This window comes from Providencia sp. NPDC089933 (genome assembly GCF_049545585.1).
GTDB lineage: Bacteria > Pseudomonadota > Gammaproteobacteria > Enterobacterales > Enterobacteriaceae > Providencia > Providencia huashanensis.
The window spans coordinates 24,596-41,173 of sequence record NZ_JBMWDT010000004.1 but is presented as its reverse complement, the minus strand read 5'-3'; the positions used below and the strand labels follow the sequence as shown (position 1 = coordinate 41,173).

14 protein-coding genes and 1 other RNA gene are annotated in these 16,578 nt (G+C 41.3%); 10 read left to right on the top strand and 5 right to left on the bottom strand.

The features are described 5' to 3' along the window. The first annotated feature begins 7 nt into the window (after positions 1-7). The 3 genes from aceF to acnB all read left to right on the top strand — a co-directional run bounded on the left by aceF (position 8) and on the right by acnB (position 7,079). Positions 8-1,876: a pyruvate dehydrogenase complex dihydrolipoyllysine-residue acetyltransferase gene (aceF, locus tag ACPEH5_RS07375; protein WP_048607932.1), complete on the top strand. Its 1,869-nt coding sequence runs from the start codon at positions 8-10 to the stop codon at positions 1,874-1,876. Between the two features lie 204 nt (positions 1,877-2,080). Beyond that, positions 2,081-3,508 (top strand): dihydrolipoyl dehydrogenase, encoded by a 1,428-nt coding sequence (gene lpdA, locus ACPEH5_RS07370; protein ID WP_094301215.1) that lies wholly within the window; start codon positions 2,081-2,083, stop codon positions 3,506-3,508. Positions 3,509-4,481: 973 nt separating this feature from the next. After that, positions 4,482-7,079 (top strand): bifunctional aconitate hydratase 2/2-methylisocitrate dehydratase, encoded by a 2,598-nt coding sequence (gene acnB / locus ACPEH5_RS07365; protein WP_042845076.1) that lies wholly within the window; start codon positions 4,482-4,484, stop codon positions 7,077-7,079. A 71-nt stretch (positions 7,080-7,150) separates the two neighbouring features. Here acnB and ACPEH5_RS07360 read toward each other — a convergent pair whose 3' ends face one another. Next, a complete protein-coding gene (locus ACPEH5_RS07360; protein ID WP_042845074.1) occupies positions 7,151-7,528 on the bottom strand; it encodes a VOC family protein in 378 nt (125 codons plus the stop codon). Between the two features lie 192 nt (positions 7,529-7,720). Here ACPEH5_RS07360 and ACPEH5_RS07355 point away from each other — a divergent pair, with 192 nt between their 5' ends. The 4 genes from ACPEH5_RS07355 to ACPEH5_RS07340 all read left to right on the top strand — a co-directional run bounded on the left by ACPEH5_RS07355 (position 7,721) and on the right by ACPEH5_RS07340 (position 10,827). Next, positions 7,721-8,092 carry a YacL family protein gene (locus ACPEH5_RS07355; protein WP_042845072.1) on the top strand — a complete coding sequence of 124 codons (372 nt, stop codon included), beginning with the start codon at positions 7,721-7,723 and terminating at the stop codon, positions 8,090-8,092. A 137-nt stretch (positions 8,093-8,229) separates the two neighbouring features. After that, positions 8,230-9,102 (top strand): small-conductance mechanosensitive channel MscS, encoded by an 873-nt coding sequence (gene mscS, locus ACPEH5_RS07350; RefSeq protein ID WP_048607929.1) that lies wholly within the window; start codon positions 8,230-8,232, stop codon positions 9,100-9,102. Between the two features lie 212 nt (positions 9,103-9,314). After that, positions 9,315-9,935 (top strand): arginine exporter ArgO, encoded by a 621-nt coding sequence (argO, locus tag ACPEH5_RS07345; protein WP_042845070.1) that lies wholly within the window; start codon positions 9,315-9,317, stop codon positions 9,933-9,935. 157 nt (positions 9,936-10,092) lie between these two features. Next, a complete protein-coding gene (locus ACPEH5_RS07340) occupies positions 10,093-10,827 on the top strand; it encodes an oxidative stress defense protein (protein WP_042845068.1) in 735 nt (244 codons plus the stop codon). On the opposite strand, the gene ACPEH5_RS07335 is transcribed toward ACPEH5_RS07340, so the two are convergent. Beyond that, on the bottom strand, positions 10,824-11,738 hold the full coding sequence (locus tag ACPEH5_RS07335) for a LysR family transcriptional regulator ArgP (protein ID WP_042845066.1): 915 nt from the start codon (positions 11,736-11,738) through the stop codon (positions 10,824-10,826). The genes ACPEH5_RS07340 and ACPEH5_RS07335 overlap by 4 nt on opposite strands. Before the next feature lie 316 nt (positions 11,739-12,054). Between ACPEH5_RS07335 and rpiA the strand changes: the two genes are divergently transcribed. Both rpiA and serA read left to right on the top strand, forming a co-directional pair. Further along, on the top strand, positions 12,055-12,717 hold the full coding sequence (gene rpiA, locus ACPEH5_RS07330) for a ribose-5-phosphate isomerase RpiA (RefSeq protein WP_042845064.1): 663 nt from the start codon (positions 12,055-12,057) through the stop codon (positions 12,715-12,717). Positions 12,718-13,188: 471 nt separating this feature from the next. Next, entirely contained in the window at positions 13,189-14,439 is a 1,251-nt protein-coding gene (gene serA, locus ACPEH5_RS07325) for a phosphoglycerate dehydrogenase (RefSeq protein ID WP_042845062.1), read from the top strand. Between the two features lie 43 nt (positions 14,440-14,482). On the opposite strand, the gene ACPEH5_RS07320 is transcribed toward serA, so the two are convergent. The 3 genes from ACPEH5_RS07320 to zapA form a co-directional block, all read right to left on the bottom strand. Next, positions 14,483-15,073 (bottom strand): 5-formyltetrahydrofolate cyclo-ligase, encoded by a 591-nt coding sequence (locus ACPEH5_RS07320; protein ID WP_129466212.1) that lies wholly within the window; start codon positions 15,071-15,073, stop codon positions 14,483-14,485. 149 nt (positions 15,074-15,222) lie between these two features. Then, a non-coding RNA gene (ssrS, locus tag ACPEH5_RS07315) (6S RNA) lies at positions 15,223-15,404 on the bottom strand. A gap of 110 nt (positions 15,405-15,514) precedes the next feature. After that, positions 15,515-15,844 (bottom strand): cell division protein ZapA, encoded by a 330-nt coding sequence (zapA, locus tag ACPEH5_RS07310; protein WP_042845059.1) that lies wholly within the window; start codon positions 15,842-15,844, stop codon positions 15,515-15,517. Between the two features lie 139 nt (positions 15,845-15,983). Between zapA and ACPEH5_RS07305 the strand changes: the two genes are divergently transcribed. Then, positions 15,984-16,562, top strand: coding sequence for a YecA family protein (locus tag ACPEH5_RS07305; protein WP_042845057.1), 579 nt, complete (start codon positions 15,984-15,986; stop codon positions 16,560-16,562). Positions 16,563-16,578: the final 16 nt, after the last annotated feature.

The window sequence follows — 16,578 nt, the reverse complement described above, 5'->3', positions numbered from 1 at the left end:
AAAATCAATGTCTATTGAAATCAAAGTGCCAGATATCGGTGCTGATGAAGTTGAAGTCACCGAAGTGATGGTTAAAGTGGGTGATAAAGTAGAAGCTGAGCAATCGCTTATTACCGTTGAAGGTGATAAAGCTTCTATGGAAGTCCCATCTCCACAAGCGGGTGTGGTTAAAGAAATTAAAATTGCAGTTGGTGATAAAGTCACAACCGGTAAATTGATTATGCTGTTTGAAGCAGAAGCGGGTGCAGCAGCACCTGCTCCAGCAGAAGCACCTGCAGCGGCTCCAACGGCAGCACCAAGCGCAGCAGCGTCAAAAGACGTTGCTGTACCAGATATCGGTGGTGATGAAGTTGAAGTTACCGAAATCATGGTAAAAGTCGGTGACACCGTTGAAGCTGAGCAATCATTGATTACTGTTGAAGGTGATAAAGCTTCGATGGAAGTACCTGCTCCATTTGCAGGTACTGTTAAAGAAATCAAGATCTCGACTGGCGACAAAGTACAAACTGGCTCGCTAATTATGGTCTTTGAAGTGGCAGGCGCAGCGCCAGCAGCAGCTCCAGCTTCTGAAACGGCGGCACCAGCTGCTCCAGCAGCTTCAGCAATTAAAGATGTTAATGTTCCAGATATTGGTGGCGATGAAGTTGAAGTTACCGAAGTGATGGTTAAAGTGGGTGACACCGTTGAAGCTGAGCAATCAATCATTACGGTTGAAGGCGATAAAGCATCAATGGAAGTGCCTGCACCATTTGCGGGAACTGTTAAAGAAATCAAAATTGCGACTGGCGACAAAGTGAAAACTGGCTCGCTGATTATGACTTTTGAAGTTGCGGGTGCAGCGCCAGCTGCGGCACCAGCACCTCAAGCATCAGCACCTGCTCAAGCAGCAACGCCAGCTCCTGCGGCGGCTACTCCAGCTAAAGCCGCTGATAGCAAAAATGAATTCGTTGAAAACGATGCATATGTACATGCAACGCCAGTTATTCGTCGCTTAGCGCGTGAATTTGGTGTTAACTTAGCGAAAGTAAAAGGTACAGGTCGTAAAGGTCGTATCCTGCGTGAAGACGTTCAAGCTTACGTGAAAGATGCGGTTAAACGCGCAGAGTCTCCAGCAGCAGCTGGTGGTGGTTTACCAGGCATGTTGCCGTGGCCAAAAGTGGATTACAGCAAATTCGGTGAAGTCGAAGAAGTTGAACTGGGCCGTATTCAAAAAATCTCTGGTGCTAACCTGAGCCGTAACTGGGTGATGATCCCGCATGTTACGCTAATGGAAGAAGTAGATACCACAGAAGTTGAAGAATTCCGTAAGCAACAAAATAAAGAAGCAGAGAAAAAACAGCTTGGCGTGAAAATTACCCCACTGGTATTTGTCATGAAAGCCGTTGCTCGCGCACTGGAAGAAATGCCACGCTTTAATAGCTCGATTTCTGAAGATGCGCAGCGTTTATTCCTGAAAAAATACATCAACATCGGCATTGCAGTTGATACACCAAATGGCTTAGTTGTTCCTGTCTTTAAAGACGTTAACAAAAAAGGCATTTTAGAGTTATCTCGTGAACTGATGGAAGTTTCTAAGAAAGCACGTGCAGGTAAACTGACTGCATCTGATATGCAAGGCGGATGTTTCACTATTTCTAGCCTTGGTGGTATCGGAACAACCGGCTTTGCACCAATTGTGAATGCACCAGAAGTTGCGATTATGGGGCTGTCACGTTCTGCAATGAAACCAGTTTGGAATGGTAGTGAGTTTGTTCCTCGCCTGATCCTGCCTATGTCACTGTCCTTTGACCATCGTGTTATTGATGGCGCTGATGGAGCTCGCTTCATTACCTTAGTAGGGCAATTAATGAGCGATATTCGCCGCTTAGTGATGTAAATAATAAGACCGGCTTATAGGCCGGTCTGCTTTATTTAGGCTGAGACAGAATTTTTTGCTGCTGCTACGAAAGGTTGGGAGTTACATCACGAAATGAGCCTTTTCAGGGTGTTAACAATTCTGTAAACTGCTCTCGGTGTGTACTTTTCCAGTGGAAAATCGTTTATTCAGCAGTACCGCTGGACAAAACAAAAAGAGGTCATGATGAGTACTGAAATTAAAGCCCAAGTCGTTGTGCTTGGTGCAGGCCCTGCAGGTTATTCTGCGGCTTTCCGTTGCGCTGACTTAGGTTTAGAAACTGTTTTAGTAGAACGTTATTCAACGCTTGGTGGGGTTTGTTTAAACGTTGGCTGTATCCCTTCAAAAGCTTTATTGCATGTTGCAAAAGTGATCGAAGAAGCAAAAGCTTTAGCTGAGCACGGTATTGTTTTTGGTGAGCCAAAAACTGACATTTCCAAAGTCCGTTTATGGAAAGAAAAAGTGATTAATCAGCTGACTGGCGGTCTAGCTGGTATGGCTAAAGGCCGTAAAGTTAACGTGGTTAACGGCTTCGGTAAATTTACAGGCGCTAATACTCTGGTTGTTGAAGGCGAAAATGGTAGTACGACTATCAATTTCGATAACGCAATCATTGCTGCAGGTTCCCGTCCAATTCAATTACCATTTATCCCACATGAAGACCCACGTATTTGGGATTCAACAGATGCATTAGAACTGACTGAAGTTCCTGAGCGTCTGCTGGTGATGGGTGGTGGTATTATCGGTTTAGAAATGGGGACTGTGTATCATGCACTGGGTTCTCAAATCGATGTGGTTGAAATGTTTGACCAAGTCATCCCAGCGGCTGACAAAGATGTGGTTAAAGTATTCACCAAACAAATCAGTAAAAAATTCAACCTACTGTTAGAAACTAAAGTAACAGCAGTTGAAGCGAAAGAAGACGGTATCTACGTTTCGATGGAAGGTAAAAAAGCTTCCGCAGAACCACAACGTTATGATGCGGTATTAGTGGCTATCGGCCGTGTTCCTAACGGTAAAAACTTGGATGCAGGCAAAGCAGGCGTCGAAGTTGATGATCGTGGCTTTATCCATGTGGATAAACAAATGCGCACTAACGTGCCACATATTTTCGCTATCGGTGATATCGTTGGTCAGCCAATGTTAGCGCATAAAGGTGTGCATGAAGGTCATGTTGCCGCTGAGGTTATCTCTGGTCTGAAACATTACTTTGACCCGAAAGTTATTCCTTCTATTGCCTATACTGAGCCAGAAGTTGCATGGGTTGGTTTAACTGAGAAAGAAGCGAAAGAGCAAAATATCAGCTATGAAGTTGCGACTTTCCCATGGGCAGCATCAGGCCGTGCAATCGCATCTGATTGTTCAGAAGGTATGACTAAACTGATTTTCGACAAGCAATCTAACCGTGTTATTGGTGGTGCTGTTGTCGGTGTCAACGGTGGTGAATTACTGGGTGAAATCGGCCTAGCAATTGAGATGGGTTGTGATGCCGAAGATTTAGCATTAACTATCCACGCGCACCCAACACTGTACGAATCAATCGGTATGGCTGCTGAAATTTACGAAGGTAGCATTACTGATTTACCAAACGCTAAAGCGAAAAAGAAAAAATAATTTTCTTTAACTGCACTGATAAACAGTATCTCTAGTATGCTGTTTATCACCAAAGCGAATTGAAGCCAATGTGGAAACATGTTGGCTTTTTTTTGTTTTTGTGAATATAAACAACTAGTCACATGTTTCAGTTCAATTATTTATTAAAATCTAAACAAATATTAATTGAAAATAATTTAATTACCTTCAGAAAGAACATTGCGGAGATTGAAAAATCGCTCAGCTGGAAATTTTTAATTGACCCACAAAAATATCCTTGTACATAAAAATGGCATTCAAATAGGAAATAGGACTTTAATTGAAATGCCAAATAAAGGTAACGCAAAGGTTTTTAATGGAGCATCAGAAGTAGAAATTAAGCAGTAAAGGCACTGTGCTTTATTGGCAAGTCGATAATTTTAATTTGGCCTGTGAACATTTCACTCAGTTAGGAGCAAAATTATATCGAGGGCCAATGTTAATCGATGATAACAACCACATGTGCCAGTTTATTGACCGCTTCGGAAATTTACTTGGAATAAAAGGTTAATAAAATCAATAAAATCCTTTAAATAGATTAAAACCAATCGTAGTGATTTACCTTATCAATTAGTAATGTAAATAAAATTACGATAATAAATATAATTTGTGATACCCAAAGGAAAAAGCCATAAAAGAGGGTGCTTTAATCAGCAAAATGCATTATAAAAAGTATGGTTTTTTCAGCTTTTTATAAAGATTTATAATCTCTTAAGCTAAAAAATAACCCGTAATTAAGTGTTAAGGCATGAAGTTAGTAGATAAATGTTACTTTCTTGTGAATGAATTAACATTGCGTTTAAATTCTGCTATGCTGAGAGCCCGAAGCTGGACATAATTTTACCGCCATTGAGATTATGCGAGCAAATTCCTCTGACCTGGCACCGGATGATATTTTTATCAGTAAGGTGCAGACAGCCGGGTATATAAATAACAAAGAAGCGAGGAGAACGTCGTGCTAGAAGAATACCGTAAGCACGTAGCCGAGCGTGCCGCTCAAGGGATTGTCCCTAAGCCATTAGATGCGTCACAAGTAGCTGCACTGGTAGAGTTACTAAAAAACCCACCCAAAGGTGAAGAAGATTTCTTGTTAGACCTGCTAACCAACCGCGTCCCCCCTGGTGTTGATGAAGCAGCGTACGTAAAAGCTGGATTTTTAGCCGCAATTGCTAAAGGCGAAACTTCCTCTTCTCTTATCTCCCCTGAAAAAGCCATTGAATTACTAGGTACCATGCAGGGCGGATATAACATCCATGCACTAATTGAAGCTCTTGATGATGCTAAATTAGCGCCTATCGCAGCGAAAGCCCTTTCCCATACATTATTAATGTTTGATAACTTCTACGACGTAGAAGAAAAAGCGAAAGCTGGAAATGCACATGCGAAACAAGTTATTGAATCATGGGCTGATGCTGAGTGGTTCAAACAGCGCCCTGCATTAGCAGAAAAAATGACCGTGACTGTTTTTAAAGTCACTGGCGAAACGAATACTGATGACTTATCTCCAGCTCCGGATGCATGGTCACGTCCTGATATCCCTCTACACGCTTTAGCCATGCTGAAAAATGCGCGCGATGGTATTGAACCAGACGATGCGGGCAATGTTGGCCCAATCAAGCAAATCGACGCGCTAAATAAGAAAGGCTTCCCATTAGCTTACGTGGGTGACGTAGTCGGTACCGGTTCTTCTCGTAAATCAGCCACTAACTCCGTGCTGTGGTTTATGGGTGATGATATCCCATTTGTGCCAAATAAACGTGGTGGTGGGGTAGTATTAGGCGGCAAAATTGCCCCAATCTTCTTCAATACGATGGAAGATGCTGGTGCGTTACCGATTGAAGTGGATGTGTCTAAACTAAATATGGGTGATGTTATTGATATCTATCCATTTAAAGGTGAAGTACGCAACCATGAAACAGGTGAGCTGCTTGAAACATTTGAATTAAAAACGGATGTTTTAATTGATGAAGTCCGTGCCGGTGGCCGTATTCCATTGATTATTGGCCGTGGTTTAACTAACAAGGCTCGTGAATCATTAGGTTTAGAAGCAACTGATGTATTCCGTCATGCGAAATCTGTAGCTCAAAGCAACCGTGGTTTCTCATTGGCACAGAAAATGGTTGGTCGTGCTTGTGGTCGCCCGGGTATCCGCCCAGGTGAGTATTGTGAGCCAAAAATGACGTCAGTAGGTTCACAGGATACAACAGGCCCAATGACACGTGATGAGCTAAAAGACTTAGCTTGCCTTGGTTTTTCTGCTGACTTAGTGATGCAGTCATTCTGTCACACTGCGGCGTATCCAAAACCTGTTGACGTTACTACGCACCATACATTACCGGATTTCATCATGAACCGTGGTGGTGTTTCTCTGCGTCCGGGCGACGGTATTATCCACTCTTGGTTAAATCGTATGCTCTTGCCTGATACCGTCGGTACAGGTGGTGACTCACATACGCGTTTCCCTATTGGTATTTCATTCCCAGCAGGGTCAGGGCTAGTTGCGTTCGCAGCGGCAACAGGGGTAATGCCTCTGGATATGCCTGAGTCTGTTTTAGTTCGTTTCAAAGGTGAAATGCAACCAGGTATCACATTACGTGACCTTGTTCATGCCATCCCTTTGTATGCGATTAAAGACGGCCTTCTGACTGTTGAGAAAAAAGGTAAGAAAAATATTTTCTCAGGTCGTATTTTAGAAATCGAAGGTTTGCCAGAACTGAAAGTTGAACAAGCGTTTGAATTAGCTGATGCTTCAGCAGAACGTTCAGCTGCGGGTTGTACTATTAAATTAGATAAAGCGCCAATCACTGAATACTTGCAATCGAATATCGTTTTATTGAAATGGATGATCGCTGAAGGTTATGGCGACCGCCGCACTATCGAACGTCGTATTAAAGGTATGGAAAGTTGGTTAGCTGATCCGCAACTGCTCGAAGGCGATGCAGATGCAGAATATGCAGCAGTGATTGAAATTGACTTAAACGATATTAAAGAGCCAATTTTGTGTGCACCAAATGACCCTGATGATGCACGTTTACTGTCTGATGTCCAAAACGAGAAAATTGATGAAGTGTTTATCGGTTCTTGTATGACAAACATCGGTCACTTCCGTGCAGCAGGTAAATTACTGGATTCTCACAAAGGCCAGTTACCAACCCGCTTATGGGTTGCTCCACCCACTAAGATGGATGCAGCACAATTAACCGAAGAAGGTTATTACAGTGTGTTTGGTAAGAGTGGTGCAAGGATAGAAGTTCCAGGCTGTTCACTGTGTATGGGTAACCAAGCGCGTGTGGCGGATGGGGCAACGGTTGTTTCGACATCAACCCGTAACTTCCCTAACCGTTTAGGAACAGGGGCGAATGTGTATCTTGCATCAGCTGAGCTTGCTGCAGTTGCTTCATTGTTAGGCCGTTTACCAACGCCTGCAGAGTACCAGCAATTTATGGATAAAGTCGACGAAACAGCAGCGGATACATACCGTTACTTGAACTTTGACCAATTATCACAATATACCGAAAAAGCGGATGGCGTGATTTTCCAAACAGCGGTTTAAGCCACTTTTTATATTAACCGTAAAGGCTCCTAATTTAGGGGCCTTTTTTGTCTCTATTGCAGAATATTGAGTTAAATGTATTGTGAAATTTCAATTAGGTTTAAGTCAGGGTCGCGTAAATAAATTGACATAATTGGCCCCACTGCACCAGTACGTTTCACTGGCCCTTCTACAATTTTTACACCTTGTTGTTCGATGTGTGCCTGTACCTGTTCAAGGGGGATATCGCTAATAAAACACAGGTCTAATGCGCCGGGAACGGGTAAATGTGCTTTCGGCTCAAATTCCTTTCCATATTGATGAATATTTATTTTTTGCTGACCGAATTGCAGGGCATAGCGTTGTTCACCAAAGGTCATCACTGACATCTTTAATACACGCTGGTAGAAATCAAGGCAGGCATCAAGGTGAGTGGTTGTTAGGACTAAATGGTCTAAGCGGTTGATCATTGGAACTCCTATAATCTAAACAGAGGTTATTATCATTTTTTAGTCATTTAATATTAAGTGAATATAAAAACTATAGTGTTGAAATTGGTGTTTTATCGAATTTTCTTTCAGCGAGCAGGTAATACCTCTCAACAAACGTGATTGTCTCACGTTATACTGGTCATAATGACGCAAAGAGTAGAGGTATTGCATATGGACTACCAATTTTTCCAAGATATCACCGGAGCTATCTCCGCTAAATTCTCGATGGATCATGAGGCTATTGGATATTGGCTTAATGAAGAGGTTAAAAATAACCTTAGTCTGTTAGATGCTATCGAAGATAATTATAAAAAAGTCAAAGGCAGTGAAAAGCAGTGGGAGCTTATTGGTCATGAATATACACTGTTACTTGATGATGAAGAGGTGATGATCCGAGCTAATCAATTATTCTTTGAAACAGATGGCCTAGAAGAGGGAATGAGTTATTACGATAATGAAAGTATTGCATTTTGCGGTATCGATGACTTTCTTTTAATGTTAAAAGATTACCGTGTTTTTGTTATTGAAAATGGGAAAAAATAATTTTTTTAGTGATTTGTTTTGTATTTCTATAAATTATCGCTATTATTTTCAGGGTATAGCTAGCTATTAAACTTTTTATTAGAAACTTAAATGGCTAGGGTTGATATTGATAATGAGATCCAAAAGGGCATATATATATGAATACTGATGATGTTACAGGGGCGTTGAATAATGCAACGAATTGGTTTGTGGCAAACCAAGATCTGTTAGTTCAGTATGTGGTGAACATCGTGTCAGCTATTGTTATCCTCATAGTCGGTATGATGGTAGCAAAAGCAGTCGGGCGCGGTTTGCATCGCGTAATGACGATGAAAGGCATTGACGCTACAGTGAGTGACTTTTTATCTGCAATAGTTCGCTATACGATTGTTGCGTTTACCTTAATCGCGGTATTAGGCAAAATTGGTGTACAGACAGCTTCTGTTATTGCGGTAATGGGTGCGGCAGGTTTAGCGGTTGGTTTGGCATTACAAAATTCACTCGGTAACTTTGCTGCTGGTGTATTACTGGTAATATTTAGGCCATTAAAAGCGGGGGAGTATGTCACTATAGGTGCGGTTGAAGGCACGGTGCAAAATGTGCAAATATTCTCAACTACACTAAAAACAGTTGATGACCGCATTATTGTTATTCCAAATGGCAAAATAATTGCTGATAACATAATTAACACCTCACGTGAACCTAACCGTCGTCAAGATATCATTGTCGGGGTGGCTTATGACTCTGATATTGATACCGTGAAAAAAGTATTAGGTGATATTGTTGCGGCTGATGAACGTATTCAGCACAGCAAAGGGGTCACGATACGTTTACATGATATGGCGCCATCTTCATTAAATTACGTAGTGCGTTTTTGGACGACAAATGGGGATGCATGGCCAGTGTATTGGGATCTGCTAGAAGAATTCAAGCGTGCCTTAGATAAGCACCAAATTGGTATTCCATTCCCACAAATGGATGTCCATTTATACAAACAAGATACAGCAACGAATAAAGTATCAGCAGAGTAATTTGCATTAATATTTAAAAATGGAGCCAATTTGGCTCCATTTTTGTTTTTAATATACCAATATGACATTGGCATTTATGACAGAAAATCTAGCTTAATTAAGTTAAACGCCATAAGTCTGACTTATGACCCATTAGAGTAAATCATTTCCGCTAATAATTGTTTCTCGCTAATATCCCGCATATAAATTGAATAACTATTTGGAATTTATGCATGATTACGATTTATTTTCAGGGGATATTATTGGGTGCAGCAATGATATTGCCATTAGGACCACAAAATGCATTTGTTTTACAGCAGGGAAGTCGTAAGCAGTTTCATTTAATGAGTGCATTGTTATGCTCTTTAAGTGATGCCGTTTTAATTAGTGCTGGTGTTTTTGGTGGTAGTGCATTACTGAGTCAGTCAGAAATATTAATGCAATTGATAACTTGGGCTGGGGTATTGTTTCTTTTGTGGTATGGCTATGGTGCATTCCGTATTGCAATGAGCCCAGATGAGACAATTCTTCAAGTTGAAAACCGAGTGATTACTCGGTGGAAAGTAATTGTAACTTTGTTTGCCGTGACATGGTTAAACCCACACGTGTACTTAGATACTTTTGTTGTGTTAGGTAGCGTAGGTGGCCAACTAGAAAGCCAGCTACGGCCTTGGTTTACCGCAGGTGCACTGACGGCATCCTTTGTATGGTTTTTTGCTTTAGCTATATTAGCTGCATGGTTTTCACCTGTACTTAATAAACCTCGTTCACAACGCTTGATCAACGTATTTGTTGGTAGTGTTATGTGGTTTATTGCTGTTCAGTTAGCATTGCAAGGCTTAAAAGGGTTTTAAAAGACAATATTACATCAACAGATTGAAAACGCCTTTCAGTTTCTTATTATTCTGAACTACGTTTTTTATTTAGTGTGATATTGTTAAGTTGTATTGAGGGATAGTTTGTTATGAACTATCCTTTTTTTAGCGATAAATAATATCATTGGGAGGTTCTGTGAAATTAAAGTCTTTAGTTTTTGCTACTATGGTAGCTGGTGCTGCGGTTCCGGGCTTCTCATTCGCCGATCCACTACCGAATGGCCCACATATTACGACATCAGGGAACGCAATCGTAAAAGCAGCCCCTGATATGGCAACACTGAATATTTTGGTCGAGGTAACAGCAAAAGATGCGGCTGCGGCTAAAGCGGGTGTTGATAAACGAGTCGCTGAGTATTTTGAATTTTTGAAGAAAAATGGCATTGAAAAACAAGATATTAATGCTGCTAATGTGCGTACTCAGCCAAAATACGATTACAGTAGTGTGAAGCAAAAATCGACGATTGAAGGTTATACTGCAACACGCTCAGTGGAAGTTAAGGTTAAAAAACTTGATCAACTGAATACTTTATTAGATGGCGCTTTAGCAGCTGGTCTTAATGAAATAAACTCAGTACAGTTTGGTGTTGCTAACCCGCAACAGTACCGTGATGAAGCACGGTCTCAAGCGATTAAAAATGCGACAGAACAAGCCAATATCTTAGCGAAAGGTTTTAATGTTCAGTTAGGCCCAGTGTATAGCATTAACTATAATGCGCCAGCTGCGGTGCCATATCCAATCGCTGCAAGAAATTACGGTGGGGCAATGAAAGCCTCTGTTGCTCAAGACCTCAAAGTTGATGAGACCTATGAACAACAGAGTATTGATTTTAATGACCAAGTGGATGTGGTGTTTGAGTTGAAACGTTAATTTTCAGAGGCTATATCATCTTCTTGTTTTAACATTTGGCGCCCTGTTTTCAATAGGGCGTCGGTTACTCTCTTCATTGTACGGCTTTCAGGTGCGAACCGGTGCCAATACAGCATACGCCTTTGGCATAACCCCGGCGTTAAATCAACCAATTCACCATTTTTCAGCTCATCTGCTATTTGCAAATGAGGGATCATGCAGCAAGTTGAGCCTTGTTTCGCCAGTTGGACAAAGGCTTCGGATGAATTCACGATATGGCAAGGAACACTCCCCGGTGATAGCCCAAAATTTTGTTGCACAAAGGCTTGGTGCATATCATCTAAATGGTCAAATGCAACCGCGGGGGCTTTAAGTAATGAAGAACGAGTTACACCATCAGGGAAATATTTAGCGGCAAAGTCAGGGGAAGCGACAAAAATGTAGTCGAGAGCACCGAGTTTATCAACTAAGCAGCCGGGTAATGCTTGGGGTTGAATACTGATAGCACCCACGACTTCACCACGCCTTAACCTTTCCTGAGTTCGAGTTTCGTCTTCAACTTGTATATTTAGCCGAATAGGGCTATTACCCAGTACTGGGTTTAACGCGGGTAGCAACCAAGTTGCTAAGCTGTCTGCGTTAACGGCAAGGGACAGAAGAAGTGGTGTTGAGCCCCCATTTTCATCGCCAAGCCATTGTTCCTCTAATAGTTCTACTTGATGAAGTAGCGCTAGCAGTTTTTGCCCTTGTTCTGTTGGATGAGGCGGAACAGTGCGGACAAGTAAAGGTTGCCCAAACAGGTTCTCTAGCTGCTTGATACGTTGTGAAACAGCAGATTGTGTGATGCAAAGTTTCTGAGCCGCACGCTCAAAGCCGCGTTCACGAATGACGGCATCCAGTGCTTGTAACGCGCGATAATCAGGGCGCTTCATCGAAAAGATCTCCTTATTGTTATTCTATTCGAGGCTATTGACCTTTGCTGTTCCATAAAATAGATGGGGAAAACACACAAGGCGAATTTCCAACTCAGTGTAAAAGCTCAGCTAGGGTTATTAACAAAGAGCAGTAACCTTAAATCACTATGCCATATTTTTAGTGATAACACTTGAAAATATTATTGTTGCTAGATAAATCCCAAAAACAACGGCATAAATGTAAAGAACAATACTGCAACTTAGCCAGTGTCCGGTATATACTAGCTATTCATAACCTTAATCACGACTCAATTAATTAGCAAAAGGCATGATCATGACTCAGGACGAATTAAAAAAAGCGGTAGGTTGGGCAGCACTCGATTACGTTAAACCGGGTACTATTGTTGGTGTTGGAACGGGTTCAACAGCTTCTCATTTCATTGATGCTTTGGCAACGATGAAGGGGCAAATAGAAGGGGCGGTATCCAGTTCAGAAGCATCAACCCAAAAGCTAAAATCACTGGGGATCACTGTATTTGACTGTAATGAAGTTGATTCATTAGATGTTTATGTCGATGGCGCTGATGAAGTCGACCATCATATGAATATGATTAAAGGTGGCGGGGCAGCCTTAACAAGAGAAAAAATTGTTTCAGCTATTGCAAAAACATTTGTCTGTATTGTTGACCAATCCAAATTAGTTGATGTTTTAGGTAAGTTCCCATTACCCGTTGAAGTGATCCCTATGGCTCGTAGCTATGTGGCACGTGAGTTGGTGAAATTGGGGGGGACCCCTGAATATCGTCAAAATGTCGTAACTGATAACGGAAATGTGATTTTAGATGTCCATAATTTAAGCATTGTAGACCCTGTTGCATTAGAAAATACTATCAATGGTATTGCTGGCGTGGTGACTGTTGGGCTATTTGCTAACCGTGGTGCAGATGTCGTATTAATGGGAACCTCTGATGAAGGGGTTAAAACTATTAAGTTATAATTTATGTTATAACAAATAGATAAATTCAGCGTCTTAAAATAAGTCAGTAGATGTCATATTTACTGGCTTTTTTTATGTTTGATTGAGAATTGAGCGGGTGTTATTTCTGAGATAGCACTAAATTAATTAACCAGTTTTATAAATATCGATGATTTGAAATTTATTTCATTTTTTTTAATACCCCGTTATTTTGGTGATATATCTCACACTAATGCGCATTGTGCAGGAAAAAAACTTATTTTGTGTTACTGCTCCTGATTTTCTACCGTTTAACTTCTTTTTCTTTGCTATTTTTAGTATCCATAAAGCAAACGGTTGTATTGATACTGCGCCGTTTTTTGTTATGTTGGTATAGCTGCATACTTCAAGGTGGGTGGATGTCGATTTTTACAGGTGCTTTGAAGAATGCGAAGCAAACATGCAAATTCATCGGTTATAAATTATTAGTACGTTCACGATAGGGTAGGGGAAATGGTCAAGGTATCTTTGCAAAAAGACAAAATAAAATTTTTACTGCTAGAAGGTGTGCATCAAAGTGCGGTTGAGAACCTAAAAGCAGCAGGTTACACCAATATTGAATACCACAAAAGCGCGTTATCCGACGAAGAATTAAAAAAAGCGATTAAAGATGCACGTTTTGTTGGTATCCGTTCCCGTACTCACCTTACTGAAGAGGTTTTTGCGGCAGCAGAGAAATTAGTTGCAGTCGGCTGTTTTTGTATCGGGACTAACCAAGTTGATTTAGATGCTGCGGCAAAACGCGGTATTCCAGTATTTAATGCGCCATTTTCCAATACTCGTTCCGTTGCAGAAATGGTGTTAGGTCAACTATTACTGTTATTACGCCGTATTCCCGAAGCGAATATGCAAGCACACCGTGGGATATGGGAAAAACAAGCTAAAGGCTGCTTTGAAGCTCGTGGTAAGCGTTTAGGGATTGTTGGATATGGTCATATTGGTACTCAGTTGGGGATCTTAGCTGAAGGGATCGGTATGAATGTTTTCTTCTATGATATAGAAAACAAATTGCCATTAGGTAATGCAACTCAGGTCCGTTCTTTAACTGAACTGCTTAATATGAGTGATGTCGTGAGCTTACATGTACCTGAAACAGCAAGCACCAAAAATATGTTTGCTAAAGAGCAGTTTGACCGTATGAAGCCGGGTTCTATTTTTATTAATGCTTCTCGAGGTACAGTGGTGGATATCCCAGCATTGGCAGCTGCGCTGGAAAGCAAGCATTTATCAGGTGCCGCCGTTGACGTATTCCCAACAGAGCCAGCGGCGAATAATGACCCGAACGACCCGTTTATCTCTGAATTAATTAAATTCGACAATGTGATTTTAACACCGCACATTGGTGGCTCGACTGAAGAGGCTCAGGAAAACATCGGGTTAGAAGTTGCAAGTAAATTAGCAAAATACTCAGACAATGGTTCAACGTTATCTGCTGTTAACTTCCCTGAGGTTTCACTGCCAGTACATACCGAGGATACTAACCGTTTCTTGCATATTCATGAAAACCGCCCAGGTATTCTTAATAGCATTAACCAAGTATTTACGGAGAATAATATCAACGTAGTTGGGCAGTATTTACGTACAGCTGGTAATGTTGGCTATGTGGTGATCGATGTGTTAACGCAGAGCCCAAGTCAAACAGATGATGCCTTAGCTAAGCTAAAAGCACTGCCAGGCACTATCCGAGCACGTTTGCTATTCTAAATTAGCATTGGTTGCTTTTACTTGATGATGGCGCAGGTATTAATTACCAGCGCCATATTTTTTGTGGCGTAATAATTTCAGGTAACGGAATATCCCAGTGCGCTACGGGAAGTGCCTCGACCTGCTGGCAATCATGGGCTAAGCCGATGGGGTAAAAACCGGTTTGTTGCCAATGAGCTAATGTCCTATCATAAAACCCACCCCCCATTCCTAATCGCTGCCCTTGGCTATCAAAAGCCACAAGGGGAATGAACATGATATCCAGTTTTTCTATAGGGAGTACATCTTGTACATTGAGTGGGGGTTCATCAATATTAAAGCGGTTTTTGACTAACTGTGTTTTTGCGTGATAGCGAAGAAAAAGTAAATGATGGCGGCTGAAAGGGTGTAAAACAGGAAGGTAAACCTGTTTGCTTTGTTCCCACAGTGCACTAATTAATGGCCTAGTATCAATTTCACCATCAAACGAGAGAAATAGAGCAATGCATTTCGCTGAGTTAATCTTTGGGTGCTGTAAGGCATTCTTCATGACCAGTTGAGCGGCTAACTGTTGTTGTTTCGTGGTTAATTGACGACGAGCCTGACGGATGGATTGGCGTACTTGCTGGCGTTGTGTGGAAAGGGCATCTTGCATATGAAAACCTACTCTATCAGCAATAGGAAATAATTAACTATTTAGAGTATATCGCAAGGCGAAAATTATTGTAGAAAAGTAAATCGTCTGAATCAATACGACGTTGTATTATTGGTGTGTGTTATTAAAGGTAAATAGGAATACAGTAGAGGGTCTCCAAGATGCCGTTGTAGGCTGTAACCCTTGAACCCTTGGTTCAAGGTGAACGCAGTTTAGCAACCTTTAGGCTTCCTGAACGAATCAGGCATGCTCACCAGCGCAATAACCACATTCTGTTTGGTAGAAATATCGGCTCAGGGGACTCGCCCACTCACGCGCATCTCAGAGAAATTTGGTTTGAGTACTTTCGTTACCCAGTGATTTCATTGTACAAAACTAGATTTAAAATGCAACCTTAATTTTGGATATTTTTTTCTACTAGTGTCTGATTAATAAGCGAATTTACTCTAGGGGCAATACTTGCCTCTCAGTAATTTTTACCTGATCATGCAACGCTTGTTCAATAGTATGTTGCAACATTTTTATCTTTTCTTCCATATTATAAGCATAATCACGCGTTTTTGTCTTTTCTTGTGCTAATTCGTGACAGACGTTCAATGCTACGATAAAAATAAGTTGTTCCATATTGGTGACACCGCTTCTATCTTTTAGGTTCTGCAAGCGCTGTTCTAATTCTTTAGCCGACTCAAGAAGGGCTTCCTTTTGTTCTGCAGGGCAGTTGACTCGCAGTGAGCGCCCAAAAATTTGAATGTCGACAGGTTGTGCGGACATGTTACCTCCATACTGAATAATGTTCGCCATAAATACAACATATTTGGCGCAATTAATAGATAAGACAAAAGCATACTGGTCTAGCGGCTATCCTTGATGGTAGCATATCACGAATCATAAGCTAACATGACGAATTCAGATGTCTATACAAAAATCTTTACCAAACTATGAAACACTGGACAAACTGTTACAACAGCACTCAATAGCACTTACCGCAGCTGAAATCCATGGTCTAATAACGGGGTTAATTTGTGGTGGTAGCCGTGATCATAGCTGGCAAACATTAGTCCATGACCTTGCTAACGATGGTTTAGCATTTCCTCAAACAATTTCACAGCCACTACGTGATTTATTTGACACCACTTTTGAGTCGCTAGATGACAGTGAATTTGCATTTACTATGCTATTCCCTGATGAAGACGCCTCTATTTTTGACCATGCAGACGCATTAGCGGGTTGGGTTAATCACTTTTTATTAGGCGTTGGGGTGGCTCAACCCAAACTGGCGGATAAAAAAGAGATTGCAGAAGTTATTACAGATTTACGTAATATCGGAATGCTTGGGTATGACGAAGACGAAGACCAAGAAGAGCTTGAGCAAGCGCTAGAAGAAGTGGTTGAGTACGTCAGGGTTGCGGTACAGCTATGTTATATCGCATTAGTTGAGCCAAATAAAGGCCCAACAGCGGTTGAGAATAATAAGCCTATCCTTCATTAATTCTAATCGCGTCAGT

Excerpts from the sequence above, each read along its gene's own strand:
- aceF (WP_048607932.1), top strand. The coding sequence starts at position 8 with ATGTCTATTGAAATCAAAGTGCCAGATATCGGTGCTGATGAAGTTGAA.
- ACPEH5_RS07355 (WP_042845072.1), top strand. The coding sequence starts at position 7,721 with ATGGACTACCAATTTTTCCAAGATATCACCGGAGCTATCTCCGCTAAA.
- mscS (WP_048607929.1), top strand. The coding sequence starts at position 8,230 with ATGAATACTGATGATGTTACAGGGGCGTTGAATAATGCAACGAATTGG.
- rpiA (WP_042845064.1), top strand. The coding sequence starts at position 12,055 with ATGACTCAGGACGAATTAAAAAAAGCGGTAGGTTGGGCAGCACTCGAT.
- zapA (WP_042845059.1), bottom strand. The coding sequence starts at position 15,844 with ATGTCCGCACAACCTGTCGACATTCAAATTTTTGGGCGCTCACTGCGA.
- ACPEH5_RS07305 (WP_042845057.1), top strand. The coding sequence starts at position 15,984 with ATGTCTATACAAAAATCTTTACCAAACTATGAAACACTGGACAAACTG.
- ACPEH5_RS07360 (WP_042845074.1), bottom strand. The coding sequence starts at position 7,528 with ATGATCAACCGCTTAGACCATTTAGTCCTAACAACCACTCACCTTGAT.
- lpdA (WP_094301215.1), top strand. The coding sequence starts at position 2,081 with ATGAGTACTGAAATTAAAGCCCAAGTCGTTGTGCTTGGTGCAGGCCCT.
- ACPEH5_RS07335 (WP_042845066.1), bottom strand. The coding sequence starts at position 11,738 with ATGAAGCGCCCTGATTATCGCGCGTTACAAGCACTGGATGCCGTCATT.
- serA (WP_042845062.1), top strand. The coding sequence starts at position 13,189 with ATGGTCAAGGTATCTTTGCAAAAAGACAAAATAAAATTTTTACTGCTA.
- argO (WP_042845070.1), top strand. The coding sequence starts at position 9,315 with ATGATTACGATTTATTTTCAGGGGATATTATTGGGTGCAGCAATGATA.
- ACPEH5_RS07320 (WP_129466212.1), bottom strand. The coding sequence starts at position 15,073 with ATGCAAGATGCCCTTTCCACACAACGCCAGCAAGTACGCCAATCCATC.